11 protein-coding genes are annotated in these 18,002 nt (G+C 53.6%); 6 read left to right on the top strand and 5 right to left on the bottom strand.

Annotation, left to right across the window (positions count from 1 at the left end; genetic code table 11):
• The first annotated feature begins 34 nt into the window (after positions 1-34).
• Complete coding sequence (locus tag ACI0CA_RS03905; protein WP_395591673.1) at positions 35-919, top strand: LysR family transcriptional regulator; 885 nt, start codon at positions 35-37, stop codon at positions 917-919.
• 200 nt (positions 920-1,119) lie between these two features.
• Here the strand turns inward: ACI0CA_RS03905 and ACI0CA_RS03900 are convergent, their stop codons facing one another.
• Together ACI0CA_RS03900 and ACI0CA_RS03895 are read right to left on the bottom strand one after the other, a co-directional pair.
• Entirely contained in the window at positions 1,120-1,512 is a 393-nt protein-coding gene (locus tag ACI0CA_RS03900; protein WP_308450003.1) for a VOC family protein, read from the bottom strand.
• Between the two features lie 95 nt (positions 1,513-1,607).
• On the bottom strand, positions 1,608-3,011 hold the full coding sequence (locus ACI0CA_RS03895; protein ID WP_308450002.1) for a sodium-dependent transporter: 1,404 nt from the start codon (positions 3,009-3,011) through the stop codon (positions 1,608-1,610).
• Positions 3,012-3,371: 360 nt separating this feature from the next.
• Between ACI0CA_RS03895 and ACI0CA_RS03890 the strand changes: the two genes are divergently transcribed.
• Positions 3,372-3,509 carry a hypothetical protein gene (locus tag ACI0CA_RS03890; protein ID WP_308450001.1) on the top strand — a complete coding sequence of 46 codons (138 nt, stop codon included), beginning with the start codon at positions 3,372-3,374 and terminating at the stop codon, positions 3,507-3,509.
• 306 nt (positions 3,510-3,815) lie between these two features.
• Here the strand turns inward: ACI0CA_RS03890 and ACI0CA_RS03885 are convergent, their stop codons facing one another.
• Positions 3,816-7,322: an InlB B-repeat-containing protein gene (locus tag ACI0CA_RS03885; RefSeq protein WP_446806537.1), complete on the bottom strand. Its 3,507-nt coding sequence runs from the start codon at positions 7,320-7,322 to the stop codon at positions 3,816-3,818.
• A gap of 379 nt (positions 7,323-7,701) precedes the next feature.
• On the opposite strand from ACI0CA_RS03885, the gene ACI0CA_RS03880 reads away from it, so the two are divergent.
• On the top strand, positions 7,702-8,718 hold the full coding sequence (locus ACI0CA_RS03880) for an FAD:protein FMN transferase (RefSeq protein ID WP_308449999.1): 1,017 nt from the start codon (positions 7,702-7,704) through the stop codon (positions 8,716-8,718).
• Between the two features lie 5 nt (positions 8,719-8,723).
• On the opposite strand, the gene ACI0CA_RS03875 is transcribed toward ACI0CA_RS03880, so the two are convergent.
• Positions 8,724-9,059: an NUDIX domain-containing protein gene (locus tag ACI0CA_RS03875; protein ID WP_308449998.1), complete on the bottom strand. Its 336-nt coding sequence runs from the start codon at positions 9,057-9,059 to the stop codon at positions 8,724-8,726.
• 373 nt (positions 9,060-9,432) lie between these two features.
• Positions 9,433-12,069, bottom strand: coding sequence for a pyruvate, phosphate dikinase (ppdK, locus tag ACI0CA_RS03870; protein WP_308449997.1), 2,637 nt, complete (start codon positions 12,067-12,069; stop codon positions 9,433-9,435).
• 459 nt (positions 12,070-12,528) lie between these two features.
• Here ppdK and pth point away from each other — a divergent pair, with 459 nt between their 5' ends.
• The 3 genes from pth (at position 12,529) to ACI0CA_RS03855 (ending at position 17,928) form a co-directional block, all read left to right on the top strand.
• Entirely contained in the window at positions 12,529-13,131 is a 603-nt protein-coding gene (gene pth, locus ACI0CA_RS03865) for an aminoacyl-tRNA hydrolase (RefSeq protein WP_308449996.1), read from the top strand.
• 31 nt (positions 13,132-13,162) lie between these two features.
• A complete protein-coding gene (mfd, locus tag ACI0CA_RS03860) occupies positions 13,163-16,654 on the top strand; it encodes a transcription-repair coupling factor (protein WP_373367790.1) in 3,492 nt (1,163 codons plus the stop codon).
• A 95-nt stretch (positions 16,655-16,749) separates the two neighbouring features.
• Positions 16,750-17,928 carry a hypothetical protein gene (locus ACI0CA_RS03855; RefSeq protein ID WP_308449994.1) on the top strand — a complete coding sequence of 393 codons (1,179 nt, stop codon included), beginning with the start codon at positions 16,750-16,752 and terminating at the stop codon, positions 17,926-17,928.
• Positions 17,929-18,002: the final 74 nt, after the last annotated feature.

Genomic DNA, 18,002 nt, shown 5'->3' with positions numbered 1-18,002 from the left:
ATCGTTATGATATAGCAAGGGGAACAGGGCCAACATGTACATCAGTTATGATTACTATCGAATTTTTTATTACGTTGCAAAATACGGTAACCTCTCGCAGGCCGCAAAACAGCTTTTAAATAACCAGCCGAACATGACGCGCGCCATCAAAAACCTGGAAGGCGAACTCGGGTGTCCACTGTTTCTGCGCACAAACCGCGGCATGAAATTGACGCCGGAGGGCGAGCGCTTGTACGCCCACGTGCGCATCGCGTTCGAGCATATCGAAGCCGGCGAAGCGGAGATCACCGAGAGTCGCACGCTGCAAACCGGCACCGTGTACGTCGCCGCAAGCGAGGTCGCGCTGCGCTGCCTGCTGCTGCCCGTGCTCAAAGAATTCCGCCTTCTCCACCCCGGCATCCATATCCGCATCAGCAACCACTCCACGCCGCAGGCTATCGCCGCGTTAAAAGAGGGCACAGCGGATATTGCCGTCGTCACCACCCCCACCGCACCGTCCGCCTCGCTCACCGAAACACCTGTCCGGCCCATCCACGAGTATGCCGTATGTTCACCGTTTTTCGAAACGCTCACAAACCGCCAAGTAAAGCTTGAGGAGCTCTTAGAATTCCCGCTCATCTCGCTCGGCGCCGATACCAAATCGTTCGAGTTCTATTCCGGGTTCTTCGCCGCGCATGGCCTGCCGTACCACCCGGATATCGAAGCGTTCACCGCCGACCAAATTTTGCCCATGGTCGAAGCCGACCTCGGCATCGGGTTCGTGCCGGAAGAATTCTTGGAAAAATGGTCAAATGTCTGTCGCATCGATTTGGAAGAGAAAATACCGGAAAGAAACGTCGTCGTCATCAAACGGAAAGGCCAACCCCTGAGCGTCGCCGCCAAAGAGCTCGAAAAAATGATCCTCGCCGCCGAAAAGTGAATGATCAAAAAGGAAGCACGCCTCAAATGAACTGCACCCCATTTGTTGGACAGTATGGTATACTGTTTAAGAAATGGGGCGTTTTTATATTTCAAAGGGAATACCGCTTAAAAGCAACCCTCTTCGGGCAGCAAAAAAGGCGGCCGAACTGCATCCGAAAACGCAATTCAGCCGCCGAAATTCTATATTCTAATTATCGCTTACAATTTCTGACAGAACTCCACTTTTTCACCGTTCGGACCTTCCACGGTGAAAAACTTCACGCCGTTCGCCCAAAACGGCAGCCCGTGAATCTCGTCGTCGAGCATCGTAAGCCCCGCTTCCTTCGCCGCTGCGAACGCCGCTTCAACATCTGTCGTGTCGAGCGCAATGTGGTCGATGGCGCCGGGCTTCCCCACCGCCGCGTGGTTCTCATACGTCTCAATGACTAAATTTTTGAGCTGCAAAAACGTCACGCGCTCGTTCGCCGCCTCGTTTACGGTCTCTAAAACCGGCTGAAAACCGATGGTCTCGTAAAACGCAACGGTCTTTTCCAAATCGTTCGTCGGCACGCCGATGTGCTGCACACCGGTCAGCATTTCGGGAAATTTCATAAGTATCACCTTTCATTTTTAAAATAGCAAAGCAGCGCCGCAAAACTCCGCACGGCACTGCCTTAAACCGCTCACGCGGAAATTCACCAATAAATTTACTTAAATATCATCGAAAGCAAGCCCGTAGACTGTAAGAACAGCACCAGCATCATCACAGGCGCTACGTAGCGGATCATCACGTAATACATACGCTTGCGGCGGAACTTATACCCTCCGCGCTCCATCTCGTCCGCCACATATTTCGGCGATTTCACCCAGCCGATCAAAATGGTGGAAAGCAACGCGATCAACGGCATCATAACGCTGTTGCTGACATAGTCCATAATGTCCAGAAGCTGCGCGCTCGAGCCGTTCGGCAGCGTCACGTTGAAGTAGAACACGCTATACCCGAGCGCGATCACCGCGGAAGCTGCGAGGTAAATCAGCGCCAGCACAAGCGTCGTCTTCTTTCTGTCCGTGTGGAAGATCTCCATACAGTTCGCAACGATAGACTCCAAAACCGAAATGCAGGAAGTCAGCGTCGCAAAAATTGCGGAGATGAAGAACAGCACACCGACCACCGTGCCCGCCGGGCCCATCGCGTCAAACACCTTAGGCAAAGACACAAACATCAGGCTCGGGCCTACGCCCATGCCGTCCGTGCCGGAGAACACGAATACCGCCGGAATGATCATCACGCCTGCAAGCAGCGCCACGCCGGTGTCGAAAAACTCGACCTGCGAAACGGATTTGTTGAGGTCAACCTCCGGCTTCACATACGAGCCGTAGGTGATCATAATGCCCATCGAAACGCTCAGCGAGAAGAACAGCTGGCTCATTGCATCGAGCAAAATCTGCAAAAAGCGCTCCACGGTCAGCCCCTCAAAGTGCGGGGTGATGTAGTAGAGGAAGCCCTGTAAACCCGTGCGCACGTTGCCGTCCGCGTCCTCGTGCTTTAACGTCAGCGAGTAAATCGCAATAATAACAACAAGAACCAGCAGCACCGGCATCATGAATTTCGATACCTTCTCAATGCCGCCCTCAACGCCCTTATACACAATGAACGCTGTTACCGCCATAAACAGCAGGCCGAACACCACAGGCGACACCGGCGACGTGATAAACGACGTAAAGTAGTCGTCCTGCGCCGCGCTCGAAGCCTGCCCCGTCAGATACACGCACGCGTACTTCGTGATCCAGCCGCCGATGACCGCATAATACGTCATGATGAGCACCGGAACCAAAAACGTCAGCACACCAAGGAACTTCCACTTCGGGTGCATCTCCTCATATGCGCCGATGGCACTTTTCTGCGTCTTTCTGCCAATCGCAATGTCGGAAGTCAGCAGCGTAAAGCCGAACGTCAGCACCAACACCAGATAAATGATGAGGAACAGTCCGCCGCCGTCCTTTGCCGCAAGGTACGGAAAGCGCCACAAATTGCCCACGCCCACCGCGCTGCCGGCCGCCGCCAGCACAAAGCCGAGCTGCCCGGAAAAATTGCTTGTTTTTTTCTCCATAGTCCTATACACTCCTCCGTAAAATACCTGCTATACCCAAAAAGCCAAACTGCCGCACTTTTCGAATATATACGTATTAGTATACTACTTTAACTCAGAGAAGTAAAGAAAACTTTACACAATTTTCCCACAAAATGCGAAAAACACCGAATTTCTCCGGTGTCTCCCTTTCCAGACTTTTTGGGGTCATTTCAGAACGCATCGGGGCGCGGGTGTGAAACTGAAATTATGTGCCCGATTCCTGCTGCTGACACGTTTGGCTGACGGTTTATCGCAGTCAAATGCGCAGTCTGAACCAGCTTGGTGCTGTTGGTAGAATGTAAGTTAACACAATTTTTTTAAAATCAGGAGGTTCTTAAGATGGCAAAAGGTGAAAATATTTTCAAACGCAAGAACGGCAGATGGGAAGCGCGCTATATCAAAGGATACGAGCTTCCGAAAAAATTGAGTATGGCTTCTGCTACGGCAAGACTTATCGGGAGGCCAAGGAAAAAGTGAACAAGTGCAAAGCGGCGCTGGTCAATGGTAAACCAATTCCCGACACAAACTCCCGGCACCGTTTTTCGTTCTACTGTGACGAATGGCTTCGTATCCGATGCCGAGATTTTCTGCACATCCACGTGCTCCGAGATCTTTGTGATCCTTATAGTACTGGACCGCATCAAGTACAGGCGCAGCAGCGTCAGGTGCTGCTTCGGTCTTGCTTTTGTAAAAGAATGAGCAACACGCCCATGCGGACTGGAAATTGTCCACCGGGGCGTGTTTATCAGGGAGAAAATATTTTCTGTTTCGTAAAAAACGAGTTTACTTTGCGACGTGCTTACCTCGCTTTTTACTCAAAAACACAAGTGCGGCAATGGCTGCGCCGGAAACGGTGAGGAGGGAAATACTGAAGATGACGGCAATGTAATCGCTGCCGGTTTTCGGGGTATTTGATCCGTTGTTATTGTTTGGAACCGGGGTAACGGTAGCCGCTGCGCTCGGCGCTGCCGTAGGCGCAGGCGTTGTGGTCGGCTCTGTGGTCGGTGCCGGTGTTGCTGTGGGTTCCGTTGTGGGTGCCGGGGTAACCGATGGCTCTGTCGTAGGTGCCGTGGTCGGTTCCGCCGTAGGTTTGGCAGACGGCTCCGGAGTCACGACCGGATCGGGCGTGATGGGTGTGTTTTCATTGCGCGTATAGCCGCAAACGGTGCACTCCTCGTGCTTTGTTCTGGCTTCTATGCTCCGAGTGCTGATGTCGCTTTCCGCTTCGTCATTGACCCAAACGAAGGTGTGTGCCGCTTCGTTTACATGTACGCTGCAGGTCACGTCGTCGCACGGGTTCCAGTGGGTGTTCTCGTCGAACTTCCACACAGTTGTATCCGTTACGGCATCCGTATGCTGCTCGGTGGTAAACATATCGAGCGGCGGGATAAGCTCAATGCCGGTATTCCAGTAGAGCGCCTTGAGCGGATCGTCCGTACCGGTTTCTTCCAGTGTGCCGTCTTTTACATGGCGACTTTGGCTTGTGAGCGTAATGTCGCCGTTCAGCGCCTTGCCGGGCTTTGCATCCCGGCTTGTAAATGCCGTGCCGCCCTGAAGGAAGGTTTCGCTTGTGGAGATGGTGCCGCTGCCGGAAATTGCCGTGCCACCGTCACCGAAGAGCGGTGCACCGCCGATGGCAACAAGCTTACCGTTGCCGGTGATAGTACCGTTCAAATCGATTGCAGTGCCGCCTGCAAAATAGGTCATACCACCGCCGCCGTATGCAACGAGCGTTGCGCCGTCTGCAAGCGTCAGGGTGCCGTTGACCTGCAGAGCGGTCTGGCCAATCTCATTGCCGGCATCATCGCCTTCAATGAAGACCTGCCCCTTGACGGCCACATTGCCGTTTGTGACAACGACCGGCTCGGACGTGGTGCGGCCTGTTAAATCGCCGTTTGCAAGGTAGTTAGCATGGGAATAGATCGCTGCGTTTTCCAAAATTGCGCCGTCTGCAAGGCGGATCTGGCCGCAAACGGAAGCGCCCGTCTTGAAGTCGCCGCTGTAAGCACTGTAATTCATGGAGAACGTACCGCCGCCCTGAACGTCGATGATGCCCTGCACAACGGAATCGTCCAGTGTTAATTTGCCGCCGTCTTCGACGACGATGCGCACGCTGCTGAGAATTTTCATGTTGGTGAGCGTCAAGTTGCAGCCGGCCGGGATGTACAGTGTCTGCGGAATGTTGCCCGCTTCTACCTCGTCCCAAGCAAGGTCATAGCCGAGGTAGCCGTATGTGCCGCTCTCATGCGAGCCGAACCAGACTTCGAGGTCAGCCGGTACACGGACGCTTTCTTCTTCACCGTCCACATTGCTGCCGAAGTTCTTGATGGCCCACGGCTCCATGATATCCCAAGCATACAGGCCGTTTGCATACTGCTTGAGGTTTTCGATCTTGATCTGCTCGGCGAGCGTTTCTTCGCCGGTGTAGATCATAAAGGGCAGCGTGTTGCTGGTCGCTTTTCTACCCTGATTGTCTTCGATGGAAACCGAGACGAGGTATTTGCCTGCGTCCTTCGGTGTGCCGCTTAGCGTAAGGTCACTGCTGATGGACATATAAACGCCGCTCATACCACTGTCTGCGTCTTCCGCGGTGCCGCTTTCGACATCCGGCACGATGCTGACCTTGCACTTGCTGCCGTTGAGATTGATTTCGGAGTTATTATCAAGCTTTTGCCAATCGTCGTCGGTCGGCTCTTTGTCTTTTTCAACCAGTGCACCGTAAACGGTAACGTTGCTGTTGTTGTTCGATGTGGAACCGCCCGTGCTTGCGCCGGAAACGCCGTCATAATCTTTCTGGCCGACGATGGCGGCTTCAAACGAGCCCTCGATCTTTACGTGCAGTTCAAGCGGGTCGCCTTTGCCGTCGTCTGCCACGAGAGACGCCTTGCCGTCCTTATCTACAACGAACTTGAGGTTCAGATCTTCATAGCCCTTTGCGGAAATGGTGATGACATCGCCGCTTCTGACAGGTACTTTATTTTCGGAAGCCGAGTAGCTCTTTTGCGCAATCTGGATGTAGTTATCATCCGCATACTTTCTGTATGCGCCGCCGGAGGAAACGTTATACGACTTTTCTTCCCAAGAAATGCCATTCACCTTAAAACCGGTAACGTTTTCCACATAATCGCTCGGCTCGGAGAAGTTGATATGCCAATCGTTTCCGAAAGTATCTTTCGTAAGCGTGACCTTGTCGATATCTACAACTTTCAGTGCGGATGCCTTGAACTTTGCCGTAACGGTTACGTTTGCAGCCGGCATCGCGAAGGTGTAGGAAGTTTCGGAAACTTTTTTGGTCTCCACTTCTTTGCTTTCCGTCTTTACGGTTAGTGTATCAAGCTCATAGTCCACATTCGGGGTGACGGTAACTGTAACTGTCTCGCCCTTTTTGATGACCTCGGAAGCGCTCAAAGAGACGCTTCCGTTTTCGGCCTTCGCTACGTAAGCCTTGTAGGTGGTTTCTTCCACTGCACCGATGGTGACCTTGTAGTTTGACTTATCCAACGTAAGCGTTAACGGCTTATATCCCTTTGCGGTGATAATGCAGGTCGCGGGATTTGTATCAAAGCCTTCACCGATGTAAAGATAGCCGTCTTCGTATTCGTTACCGGGTCTGACATAATAATTGCTATTTCTGCTCACACCAAAGGAAGACGATGCCTTTTCCCATGCAGTGCCGTTTACTTGAACGGCGGTGATCGAATTCAACCAATCATACGCACCGCTGAATGTTAAATTGAAGTCGCTTCCAAAATTAGAACTTGCCGTAAAGCTCGTCGGCGGATCCGTATCCTCTACCGGCGTCGGCTCCTTGGTCGGCTCCGTTGGGGGAGTGGTCGGCTCGGTCTCCGAAATCTTTACGGTCGCGGTGTAGACATCGTTATAGCTGACCGTTGCCTTTGCGACTTCCATCGTCAGCTTGTTGTAGCCTGCAGCCGTAACTTCAACGGTCAGCGGGAACGAAGCGTCGTTCTCAATGGCAAGTTGTAAGGCTTTATAGCTGCCGTATGCACCCGTTGCATTACCGACACACCAAATGCCGGTATCGCTTGAAAAGCTGCTGATCGTCTGACCTGTGAACGCTTTACCGTTTACGGTAACGCCGTTCACTGCATCCAGCCATGTGGTATCGCTGAATTCAAAATTCAAAACGGTTGTATAAAATCCGCTTTTTTCGCAGCTTTTCACTTCTGTCGGTGCTGCTGCCTCTGCCACTGCGCCGGTCACGACCATGGATAAGAGGATCATTGTCACCAAAAGCAAAGACGCTGCTTTTTTGTAAATGTTTCTCATGCTGCCTCCTTCATTTTTTGCGGTTTCTCCGCCGCTTCGGATATTTCCACGGACAGCTTTCAACAAAATCTCTTAAAATGGTTGAAAGGTGCGCTTTTCCGTGGTATAATGCTGCGCGTGGGCTAGATACGTCTAACTTACACTGAAAAAAAAACAGTGTAAGCACCCCAAGCTTTATGCGCCGCAAAAGGCTTTCAATCCCTCACACGAAGGATTACGTTCTCTGCTCTTACGGTGTATATAAAGTTAGATAGTACTAACCTCCACACAGTATGCTACCAAAAATTTCCTTTGTTGTCAACCGGAAACGGTATTCATTTTTTAAATATCTGTCATCTATTTTTAATATTCTATGATTTTTTCTCAAAAGGAGACCACTATGCAGAAAGTTTTATCCGTTTTTGGCTGTTTTGTGCTGATTTTTGCACTGTGCACGGGGTGTTCCCGCACGCCACAAGCCGAAAAAAAGACATTCTACGCCATGAACACCACCATGGAATTTACCGTATACAGCAGCGCTTCGCTCGTTGACGACGCGGAGGCGCTGATAAACAGTCTTGAAGACGAGCTTTCTGTGACGAAAGACACAAGCGAGATCGCGCAGATCAACCAAAACGGCTCTGGTACCGTTACGGGCAGCACCGCCGACCTGATGGGAAAGGCACTTGCGATGTGCAGCCGCACAAACGGCACACTGGATATTTCCGTTTACCCCATTGTGCGCGCATGGGGCTTTACGACCGGCAGCTACAAGGTGCCGAGCGAGGAGGAGCTCACCTCCCTTTTGCCGCTGGTCGATTACACGAATGTGCAGTACGATGAAGTCACCGGCGAAGTGATCTTGCCTGCAGGCATGGAAATCGACCTCGGCAGCATTGCAAAGGGCTATGCCGGTCAACAGGCAGCGGAACTTCTGCGCGAAAAGGGCGTCACCTCCGCACTTTTGAATCTCGGAGGCAACGTGCAGACCATCGGCAGCAAGCCGGACGGCGGCGCATGGCAAATTGCCGTGAAAAACCCTCACAATAAAGAGCCCATGATGGTGGTCTCCGTGCGCGACAAAGCCGTTGTCACATCCGGCGGATACGAACGTTATTTTGAACAGGGCGGCAAGACCTATTGGCACATTATGGATCCGAAGACCGGACGTCCGGCAGACAGCGGCCTGCTTGCCGTGACGGTCATCGGCGAGGACGGCGCGGTGTGCGACGGGCTTTCCACCTCGCTTTTTGTGATGGGCTTAGAAAAAGCCGCTGCTCTCTGGGCAGAAAGCAGCGACTTTGAAGCGATTTTCATTGCAGCGGACGGCACGGTCTACATTACGGACGGACTGAAAGAGGATTTTTCCCTGCTTTCCGACTATGCCGATACCACGGTGCAGGTCATTACGCGGTAAAAAACTTATGCAAAATCGACCTTTAAGCCGCTGCATAAAATTTCAAGCTCGTCCATTTCGATGCAGTGCGGAAACGTGTTATGCCGCACACCGTCGATGCACGCATCTAAATTCATCCATAAAACATGGTCTACCTCGGCGGGGTCGATGTTAAAAGCGCTTTCATCTGCGTCGAACCAAAGGTAGAACACCTTCGAGACCTGACGGTCGTGAAACAGCTTGCCGCAAAACTCGCCGTCATACACCACGCGGCGCGTGCCGCAGTACACAAAGTCTTCCGCTTTCGCGTGCACGCCAAGCTCCTCGAAAAGCTCGCGAATTGCCGACGATTTCGTTTTCACGCTTATCCACGCTTTCCGTGATAACCCTTATGGGCAGGAAGTTCGTGGCGCACCTTCATCCGGCTGGGGCTTTCGCCCCCAATCAGGAATGTACCTGTTGAATGTGTATTCGGTTTTCAAGGTTCACGAGGGAATTCGTTTTGTCCCTCAATAGGTAGGCAGCGAGAAGGCTCATTTATAGACCCCCTAAACGAAAAAATTTCAAAAAATTTTTTGGGAATGAAAAAAACCGCTGATTTCGTAGTGAAACCAGCGGCTTGATTTGCGGTGTATTTAACTGAAAATGGGCAAAAAAATAACGGTCACACAATCCAAATGGACTGTGTGACCGTATTTATATCGGTTGTTTTGCCTACGCTACTGCGTCAACTTTTTACTGGCGCGGATTGCGGATGGCAGCCTGCGCCGCAGCAAGACGAGCGATCGGTACACGGAACGGAGAGCAGGAAACGTAGGTGAGGCCAACGTTGTGGCAGAACTCGACGGAAGTCGGGTCGCCGCCGTGCTCGCCGCAGATACCAAGCTTGATGTCCGGGCGGGTGGACTTACCGAGCTCGCAAGCCATCTTAACGAGCTTGCCTACGCCAATCTGGTCGAGCTTTGCGAACGGATCGTTCTCGTAGATCTTCTTATCATAGTAAGCGCCGAGGAACTTGCCTGCGTCGTCACGGCTGAAGCCGAAGGTCATCTGAGTAAGGTCGTTCGTACCGAAGGAGAAGTACTCTGCTTCCTTCGCGATCTCGTCAGCCGTCAGAGCAGCTCTCGGGATCTCGATCATGGTGCCGACCTTGTAGGTCATGGAAGAGCCTGCCTCTGCGATGAGCTTATCAGCCGTTGCAGTGACAACGCCCTTAACGTATGCCAGCTCCTTGACTTCGCCAACGAGCGGGATCATGATTTCCGGAACGATGTTCCAATCCGGGTGCTTAGCGGAGACATTCAGCGCAGCCTTGATAACTGCGGAGGTCTGCATCTCTGCGATTTCCGGATAGGTGACAGCCAGACGGCAGCCACGGTGACCCATCATCGGGTTGAACTCGTGGAGGCCGGCGATGATTGCCTTAACCTGCTCGACAGTCTTGCCGGTGGACTTAGCCAGCAGCTCGATGTCAGCTTCTTCGGTCGGAACGAACTCATGCAGCGGCGGATCGAGGAAACGGATGTTAACCGGCTCGCCTTCCATGGTCTCGTAGAGCTTCTCAAAGTCGCCCTGCTGCATCGGCTCGAGCTTAGCAAGGGCAGTTTTTCTGCCTTCGACGGTGTCAGCGCAGATCATCTCGCGGATAGCTGCGATTCTGTCCGGATCGAAGAACATGTGCTCGGTACGGCAGAGGCCGATGCCTTCTGCGCCGAGGCGCTTTGCATCGATAGCGTTCTGCGGGGTATCGGCATTCGTACGAACCTTCATCTGACGGAACTTGTCCGCGAGACCCATAATACGGCCGAAATCACCGGAATTGACGGAAGCCGGAACGGTCGGGATGAGGCCGTCATAGATGTTGCCGGTGGAGCCATCGATGGAGATGCAGTCGCCCTCGTGGTAGGTCTTACCGGCGAGCTCGAACTTCTTGTTCTCTTCATCCATGGTGATAGCGGAGCAACCGGAAACACAGCAGGTGCCCATGCCACGCGCAACAACAGCTGCGTGGGAGGTCATGCCGCCGCGAACGGTGAGGATGCCCTGTGCAGCCTTCATGCCTTCGATGTCCTCCGGGGAGGTCTCAAGGCGAACGAGGACGACCTTTTCGCCCTTCTCGTTCCAAACCTTTGCATCTTCAGCGGTGAAGACAATCTTGCCGCAAGCAGCACCGGGAGATGCAGCCAGAGCCTTAGCGACCGGGGTAGCAGCCTTAAGAGCCTTAACGTCGAACTGCGGGTGCAGCAGAGCATCGAGGTTTCTCGGCTCGATCATAAGAACAGCCTGCTTCTCGTCGATCATGCCTTCGTCGATGAGGTCGCAAGCGATCTTCAGAGCAGCAGCCGGCGTTCTCTTGCCGTTACGGGTCTGGAGCATGTAGAGGTGCTTGTCCTCGATGGTGAACTCCATGTCCTGCATGTCTCTGTAATGATTTTCAAGGGTGTTGCAGATGCCTACGAACTGCTCGTAAACTTCCGGCATGACTTCCTTGAGCTGGTCAATGTGCTGCGGGGTGCGGACACCTGCAACAACGTCTTCGCCCTGTGCGTTCATGAGGAACTCACCGGTGAGAACCTTTTCGCCGGTGGACGGGTTACGGGTAAACGCAACGCCGGTGCCGGAGGTCTCGCCCATGTTGCCGAATGCCATCATCTGCACGTTAACAGCGGTACCCCAGGAATACGGGATATCGTTGTCGCGGCGGTAGACGTTTGCACGCGGGTTGTCCCAGGAACGGAAAACAGCCTTGATAGCGCCCATGAGCTGTTCCTTCGGATCGTACGGGAAGTCCTCGCCGATCTTTTCCTTATACTCAGCCTTAAACTGATTTGCGAGCTCCTTCAGGTCGTCAGCGGTCAGCTCAACGTCCTGCGTTACGCCCTTCTTAACCTTCATCGCGTCGATGAGCTGCTCGAAGTACTTCTTGCCGACTTCCATAACGACGTCGGAATACATCTGGATAAATCTTCTGTAGCAGTCATAAGCCCAGCGCGGGTTGCCGGACTTCTTAGCCATAACTTCAACAACGTCCTCGTTGAGGCCGAGGTTGAGGATGGTATCCATCATGCCAGGCATGGATGCGCGTGCACCGGAACGGACGGAAACGAGAAGCGGGTTCTCCTGATCGCCGAACTTCTTGCCGGTGATCTGCTCCATCTTTTCAATGTACTCCATAATTTCAGCCTGGATCTCATCGTTGATGCGGCGGCCGTCTTCGTAATACTGGGTGCAGGCTTCGGTGGAAATGGTGAAGCCCTGCGGAACGGGCAGGCCGAGGTTCGTCATCTCAGCAAGGTTTGCGCCCTTACCGCCGAGAAGCTCGCGCATGCTCGCGTTGCCTTCTGTGAACAAATAGACATACTTTTTGCTCATTGGAAACTACCTCCTTGAAAATTTACACGGTTAAACCGAGTATTAACTGATTTTTTTCAGCGAAAAAGGCGTAAAAAACTTATCCACTGTTTCGCCGCACTCTATTATACCAAATATATTTGCGAATTTCCATACCTTTTTTCGAGAAATCGTCTGTTTTCGGAAATTTTTCGCAGAATTTTTCTTTTAGACAGATTTTTGCGCCGCAAAACGATTTTTTAAGGCGGGTTTTCCCGCGTTTTCGGACAAAATAGGCTTGCAAAACCCTTTTGCGGGTGGCATAATATAATATATTTGAAAAGCGGGCATGCCCGCAAAAACACACACGCAGAGAAAAGCGCAGCGGCGAAGGGTCTCCCCCTTTCGGCGGCTGTGCGGCTTCTGCGTGCCTTTCGGCATTCCCGAAAACGGGCGGTGCGAAAAAGAAGACAAAAACATTGATGTAAAAAGGAACATTCCATGAAGCTTTTTTCTAAAAACGATCAAACTTCGGGCGGCGCGGACTGGCTGATCGTGGGACTCGGCAACCCGGGCCCGAAATATGAGATGACACGCCACAACGCCGGCTTTTTAATGCTGGACGCCATCGCGGAGCACTTTAACATTGAGGTGCGCCGCGTGAAATTCAAGGGCCTTTACGGCAAGGGCACCATTGCGGGACAGAGCGCCGTACTTTTAAAGCCCTCCACCTTTATGAATTTGAGCGGACAGTCCGTAACGGAAGCGATGAGCTTTTTCCACATTCCGCCGGAGCGCACGCTGATTGTATTCGACGACATTTCGCTTGACGTTGGGCGCATGCGCATCCGCTTAAAGGGCAGTGCAGGCGGGCACAACGGCATGAAGAATATCATTTATCTGAGCGGCAGCGACCTGTTCCCGCGCATGAAGATCGGTGTAGGCAGCAAGCCCGAAGGTTGGGACCTTGCGGACTGGGTACTCTCCCGCTTTACAAATGACGAGATGAAAACGCTAAAAACCGTTTCCGAAAACGTAACGAGCGCCGTGGAGCTGCTCCTCTCCGGCGCGCCGGACAAGGCGATGAACCGCTATAATTCCTGAGCGGCTCCCCGAAAGGAACACTACTATGCGTATGAATTTTTTGAATGACGCGCTCGGGCGCGTGCCGGAATACCGCGCGATCGAAAACGCTGTGCGGCAGCGCAAGACGCCGGTGGCCGTGACGGGTTTGGCTTCCATCCACAAAGCAAATATTCTGCACACGCTGCTTTCTGCCATGTCGAAAAAAGCGCTGTTTATTGCGGGCGACGAAGCGGAAGCGACGCGTATGCTGGAAGACCTGAACGCGATGGGCGTGACTTCTGCGTTTTACCCCCTGCGCGATTTCAGCCTGCGCGACACGGAGGGCAGCTCGCATGAATATGAGCGCCAGCGCATCGAAGCACTGACGCTGCTGCAAACCGGGCAGTGCACCTGCATTGTGACGACGATCGACGCGGCATTGCAGTATGTTCTGCCGCCAAAAAAGCTGAAAGAGCGCACGGTGAAGCTCTCTGCCGGACAAGAAATTTCGGTGGATGAGATTGTGCGGGCGCTGGTGCGCTGTGGCTATGTGCGCGCCGATCAGATTGACGGCACGGGTCAGTTTGCGCGCCGCGGCGGCATTGTGGACTTCTACTCCCCCGGCGGAAAAGCACCGGTGCGTGTGGAATTCTGGGGCGACGAGATCGACACCATCTCGTATTTTGACGCGGAGACGCAGCGCCGCACCGACCAGATCACGGAGGTGACCATCTCCCCTGCCGTGGAGGTCGTGCCGGACAGCATGAGTATCCTTGCAAAAAAACTCGAGGCACATGCAAAAACGCTGCGCGGCAAGGCGGCGCCTGCCGCAAAGGAAGTGCTGCTGCGCGAGGCGGATAAACTGAAAAACGACCTGCACATTGGGTGCATGGACAAATATTACACGTTCGTTTACGAGACAGTCGCAACGCTGTTCGATTATTTTGACACGGATGCGCTGCTGGTGTTCTCCGAAGGCTCGAAACTAAAGGAACGCATGCGCACGACGCTGTGGCAGTGGGGTGAGGACGTACGCGGACTGCTCGCGGAGGGCGTGCTGTGCCGCGGGCTTGACATGTATACCGAGACGTATGAATACGCCTTAAAGCGTGCGGAGGACACGGCGAGCGTTTATATGGACGCGTTTGCACGCGGCTCTTACGACACGCCGACAAAGGCGCTTGTGAACATGACGGTGCGGCAGCTTTCCGTTTGGGGCGGCAGCACGCAGCTTTTGGCCGAAGACCTGACGGCTGCGCTGCACAACCGGCATGCCTGTGCTGTTTTAGCCGGCACGGAGCGCGCCGCGATGAACGTGGCGGCAGATTTAAAGGCCGCCGGACTGCCTGCGGGCTATTTTGAGAGCCTTTCCGCCATCACGCCGGGCACGGTAGCCGTTGTGGCGGGTACGCTTTCCGCAGGCTTTGAATACCCGAACGCGAAATTTACGCTCATCACGCACGGGCGCATGAGCGCGGGCAGCCAGCCGAAAGCGAAAAAAAAGGACAAAAACAGCAAGGCCGTTTACAGCCTTGCCGAGCTGACCCCCGGCGATTATGTAGTGCACGCAACGCACGGCATCGGCATTTTTGAGGGCATCCACAAAATCGACATGCAGGGCATCACGAAGGACTACATCAAGCTGCGGTACGCAAAAAACGACACCTTATATGTGCCGGTGACACAGCTCGATTTAGTTGCGAAATATATCGGTCCGCGTGAGGACTCCGGCGTAAAGCTGCACCGCCTTGGCGGCACGGAATGGCAGAAATCGAAAGCGCGCGTACGCGCCGCCGTAAAGGACATCGCAAAGGAGCTTATTGTTTTATACGCTCAACGCATGAAGCAGAAGGGCTTTGCGTTCCCCGAAGACAACGAATGGCAGCACGATTTTGAGGCGCACTTTGAATACAACGAAACGGACGACCAGCTGCGCTGCATCAACGAGATTAAAAACGACATGGAGCGTGAAGCGCCGATGGACAGACTGCTGTGCGGCGATGTGGGCTTCGGCAAGACGGAAGTTGCCTTGCGCGCGGCGTTTAAGTGCATCACCGCCGGCAAGCAGTGCGCCATCTTGGTGCCGACGACGATTTTGGCGTGGCAGCACTACCAGACCGTTTTAAAGCGTATGGAGGGCTTCCCCGTGGATGTGGAGCTGCTCTCCCGCTTCCGCACGCCGCGTCAGCAGGACGAAATTCTGAGAAAGCTGAGACGCGGCAGCATTGACCTCATCGTCGGCACACACCGACTGGTCTCGAAAGACGTGCAGTTTAAAGACCTCGGCCTTGTCATCATCGACGAGGAGCAGCGCTTCGGCGTGCAGCAGAAAGAACGGCTGAAAGACGTGTGTAAATCTGCCGATATTCTGACGCTTTCCGCAACGCCGATCCCGCGCACCTTGAACATGGCGCTTTCCGGTATACGCGATATGTCCGTCATTGAAGAAGCGCCGCACGACCGTCACCCGGTGCAGACATACGTGATGGAATATGACCCGGGCGTCATCTCCGACGCCATCAAAAAAGAACTGCGCCGCGGCGGGCAGGTGTATTACCTGCACAACGACGTAGCATCGATTGAGCGCGTGGCGGCGGGTATTCGCGAGCGCGTGCCGGAGGCGAGGATCGGCATCGGCCACGGCAAAATGAGCGAGCAGGAGCTCTCCGAAGTCTGGCGGCGTTTGATGGAGCATGAAATTGACGTGCTCGTCTGCACGACGATCATTGAGACGGGCGTGGACGTGCCAAACGCGAACACCCTGATCATCGACAACGCCGACCGCATGGGACTTTCGCAGCTGCACCAGCTGCGCGGACGCGTGGGCCGCAGCACCCGCCGCGCTTACGCGTACTTTACGTTTACACGCGGCAAGGTTTTGAGTGAGATTTCGCAGAAGCGTTTGGCGGCGATACGCGAATTTACGGAGTTCGGCTCCGGCTTTAAGATTGCGATGCGCGACCTCGAGATTCGCGGCGCAGGCAATATCCTCGGCGGTGAGCAGCACGGGCACATGGAAAGCGTGGGCTATGACATGTACTTGAAGCTCTTAAACGAAGCTGTGGCCATGATGAAAGGCGAAGCGCCCGAGAACCCCGTGGAGGAATGCACCGTGGACATGCAGGTGCAGGCGCATATCCCGGAAAGCTACATCGATTCCACCGCGCTGCGTTTGGACGTTTACCGCCGCATCGCAGACATTAAAACGTATGAGGATTCGAGCGATGTTGTGGATGAGCTCATTGACCGCTTCGGCGAGCCGCCCGAAAGCGTTTATGGGCTTATCGACATTGCTTTGCTGCGCAACCGCGCGACACAGCTTGGCATTACGGAAGTCAAGCAGCAGGCAAACGCGCTTCTGCTCTACAAAGATAAGTTTGACATGGAGCGCGTGAAGCGCCTGATTCAAGGTATGCCGAACAAGGTGATGCTCTCCGCCGGCAGCCGCCCGTACATCAGCGTGGCGCTGGGCGGCAAGGCGCCGCTCACCGTTTTGGAGGACGTTTTGAAAGTTCTCTGCGGCGATGAGGACGCGAAAGCGCCGAAACCCGCTACAAAATAACTGGACATTTTGCCGTATCGGCGGTATAATGAACAACAGCAAACCTTTGTGGGCATTTTGTCCGCAATATTTAAGAAAGGTACGGAACAAACACCATGAAAAGAATCGCAAAGATTACCGTGGCGCTGCTTTTGGCCGTTGCCATGTGCTTCAGCCTTGCGGGCTGCTACGATGAGGATCTGAACTGGTCCGCAAAGTACGACGACACCGAGCTGCCTGCCGGCGCATACATTTACTACCTCTCCATTGCGTACAATGAAGCGGCTTCCAAGGTCTCTACCGAAGACGAGGTCTTGAAGTGCGAAATCGACGGCACGCCGGCCGAGACGTGGATCAAAAACCGCGCGGATGAGTATGTGAACCAGTATTTCTATATTCAGAACGAAATGAAGCGTCTGGGCCTTGAAATGACCGACGAGGATTACAGCACATGCCTCCAGACCACCGAGAGCTACTGGAACTACTTCGGCACGAGCTTTGAAAAGTTCGGCATCGCAAAAACCTCCTTTGACATTGCGTATTCCCAGTATAACAGAATGTACCTTAAGGTCTTCAACGCGCTGTACGGCGAGGGCGGCGAAAACGAAGTGCCGGAAAGCGAGCTGCGCCAGCACATTGAGGACGATTACTACGACTACGAGTATTTCTCTGCGCCGCTGACGAAGACGGATGATGACAATAAATCTGTTGACCTGACCGACGAGGAAAAGGCCGACCTCAAGGAGACACTGGAAAAATACAAGACGAAGATCGAATCCGGTGCAATGACCGTAAACGACGCTGCAACGGACTATGCGCTCAAAGTACAGCAGGACTCCACCTACCAGACCGGCATCAAGGACGAAAACGGTATGCAGTCAAGCTACATGCCGGACGCGTTCATCTCTGCGATTAAGGAGATGAACGAAGGCGACGTGGAGGTCGTGGAATCGACAAAGTACATGATCGTTCTGCACCGTCTGCCGATCAAGGAGGACGAAGACACGCTGCTGGAGAGCAGTGACAACCGCTCGCAGCTTTTGCTTGAGCTGAAGAATACCGAATACGCCGATGCTGTCAGTGCGGCTGCACAGAGCTTTGAGGGCGTGGAATGGAACCAGAAGGTACTGAACCGCTACAAGCCCTCTATGTTTGCGGATGCCACGAAGAACGGCACGTCTTCCGTCGCTTCCGAAAGCGGCGACGAAAGCGCTTCTTCCGAGGAGAGCAGTGCGGAATCTTCCGAAACTTCTTCCGAGACGAGTGAGACTTCTTCTGAATCTTCCGCTGAGTAAATCACAAAATAAAGGCAGCATGGGTATTGCTTCATGCTGCCTTTTTGCTTACAAAATTTTTTAAAAGGGGACAA

The organism is Hominenteromicrobium mulieris, assembly GCF_046197855.1.
Classification (GTDB): Bacteria; Bacillota; Clostridia; order Oscillospirales; family Acutalibacteraceae; genus Hominenteromicrobium; species Hominenteromicrobium mulieris.
This window is presented reverse-complemented; position numbering and strand designations above follow the sequence as displayed.

What these genes read in the sequence shown, in the direction of transcription:
- ACI0CA_RS03880 (WP_308449999.1), top strand. Translation starts at nt 7,702, where the DNA reads ATGCAGAAAGTTTTATCCGTTTTTGGCTGTTTTGTGCTGATTTTTGCA.
- ACI0CA_RS03855 (WP_308449994.1), top strand. Translation starts at nt 16,750, where the DNA reads ATGAAAAGAATCGCAAAGATTACCGTGGCGCTGCTTTTGGCCGTTGCC.
- ACI0CA_RS03900 (WP_308450003.1), bottom strand. Translation starts at nt 1,512, where the DNA reads ATGAAATTTCCCGAAATGCTGACCGGTGTGCAGCACATCGGCGTGCCG.
- ACI0CA_RS03905 (WP_395591673.1), top strand. Translation starts at nt 35, where the DNA reads ATGTACATCAGTTATGATTACTATCGAATTTTTTATTACGTTGCAAAA.
- ppdK (WP_308449997.1), bottom strand. Translation starts at nt 12,069, where the DNA reads ATGAGCAAAAAGTATGTCTATTTGTTCACAGAAGGCAACGCGAGCATG.
- pth (WP_308449996.1), top strand. Translation starts at nt 12,529, where the DNA reads ATGAAGCTTTTTTCTAAAAACGATCAAACTTCGGGCGGCGCGGACTGG.
- ACI0CA_RS03885 (WP_446806537.1), bottom strand. Translation starts at nt 7,322, where the DNA reads ATGAGAAACATTTACAAAAAAGCAGCGTCTTTGCTTTTGGTGACAATG.
- ACI0CA_RS03890 (WP_308450001.1), top strand. Translation starts at nt 3,372, where the DNA reads ATGGCAAAAGGTGAAAATATTTTCAAACGCAAGAACGGCAGATGGGAA.
- ACI0CA_RS03895 (WP_308450002.1), bottom strand. Translation starts at nt 3,011, where the DNA reads ATGGAGAAAAAAACAAGCAATTTTTCCGGGCAGCTCGGCTTTGTGCTG.
- mfd (WP_373367790.1), top strand. Translation starts at nt 13,163, where the DNA reads ATGAATTTTTTGAATGACGCGCTCGGGCGCGTGCCGGAATACCGCGCG.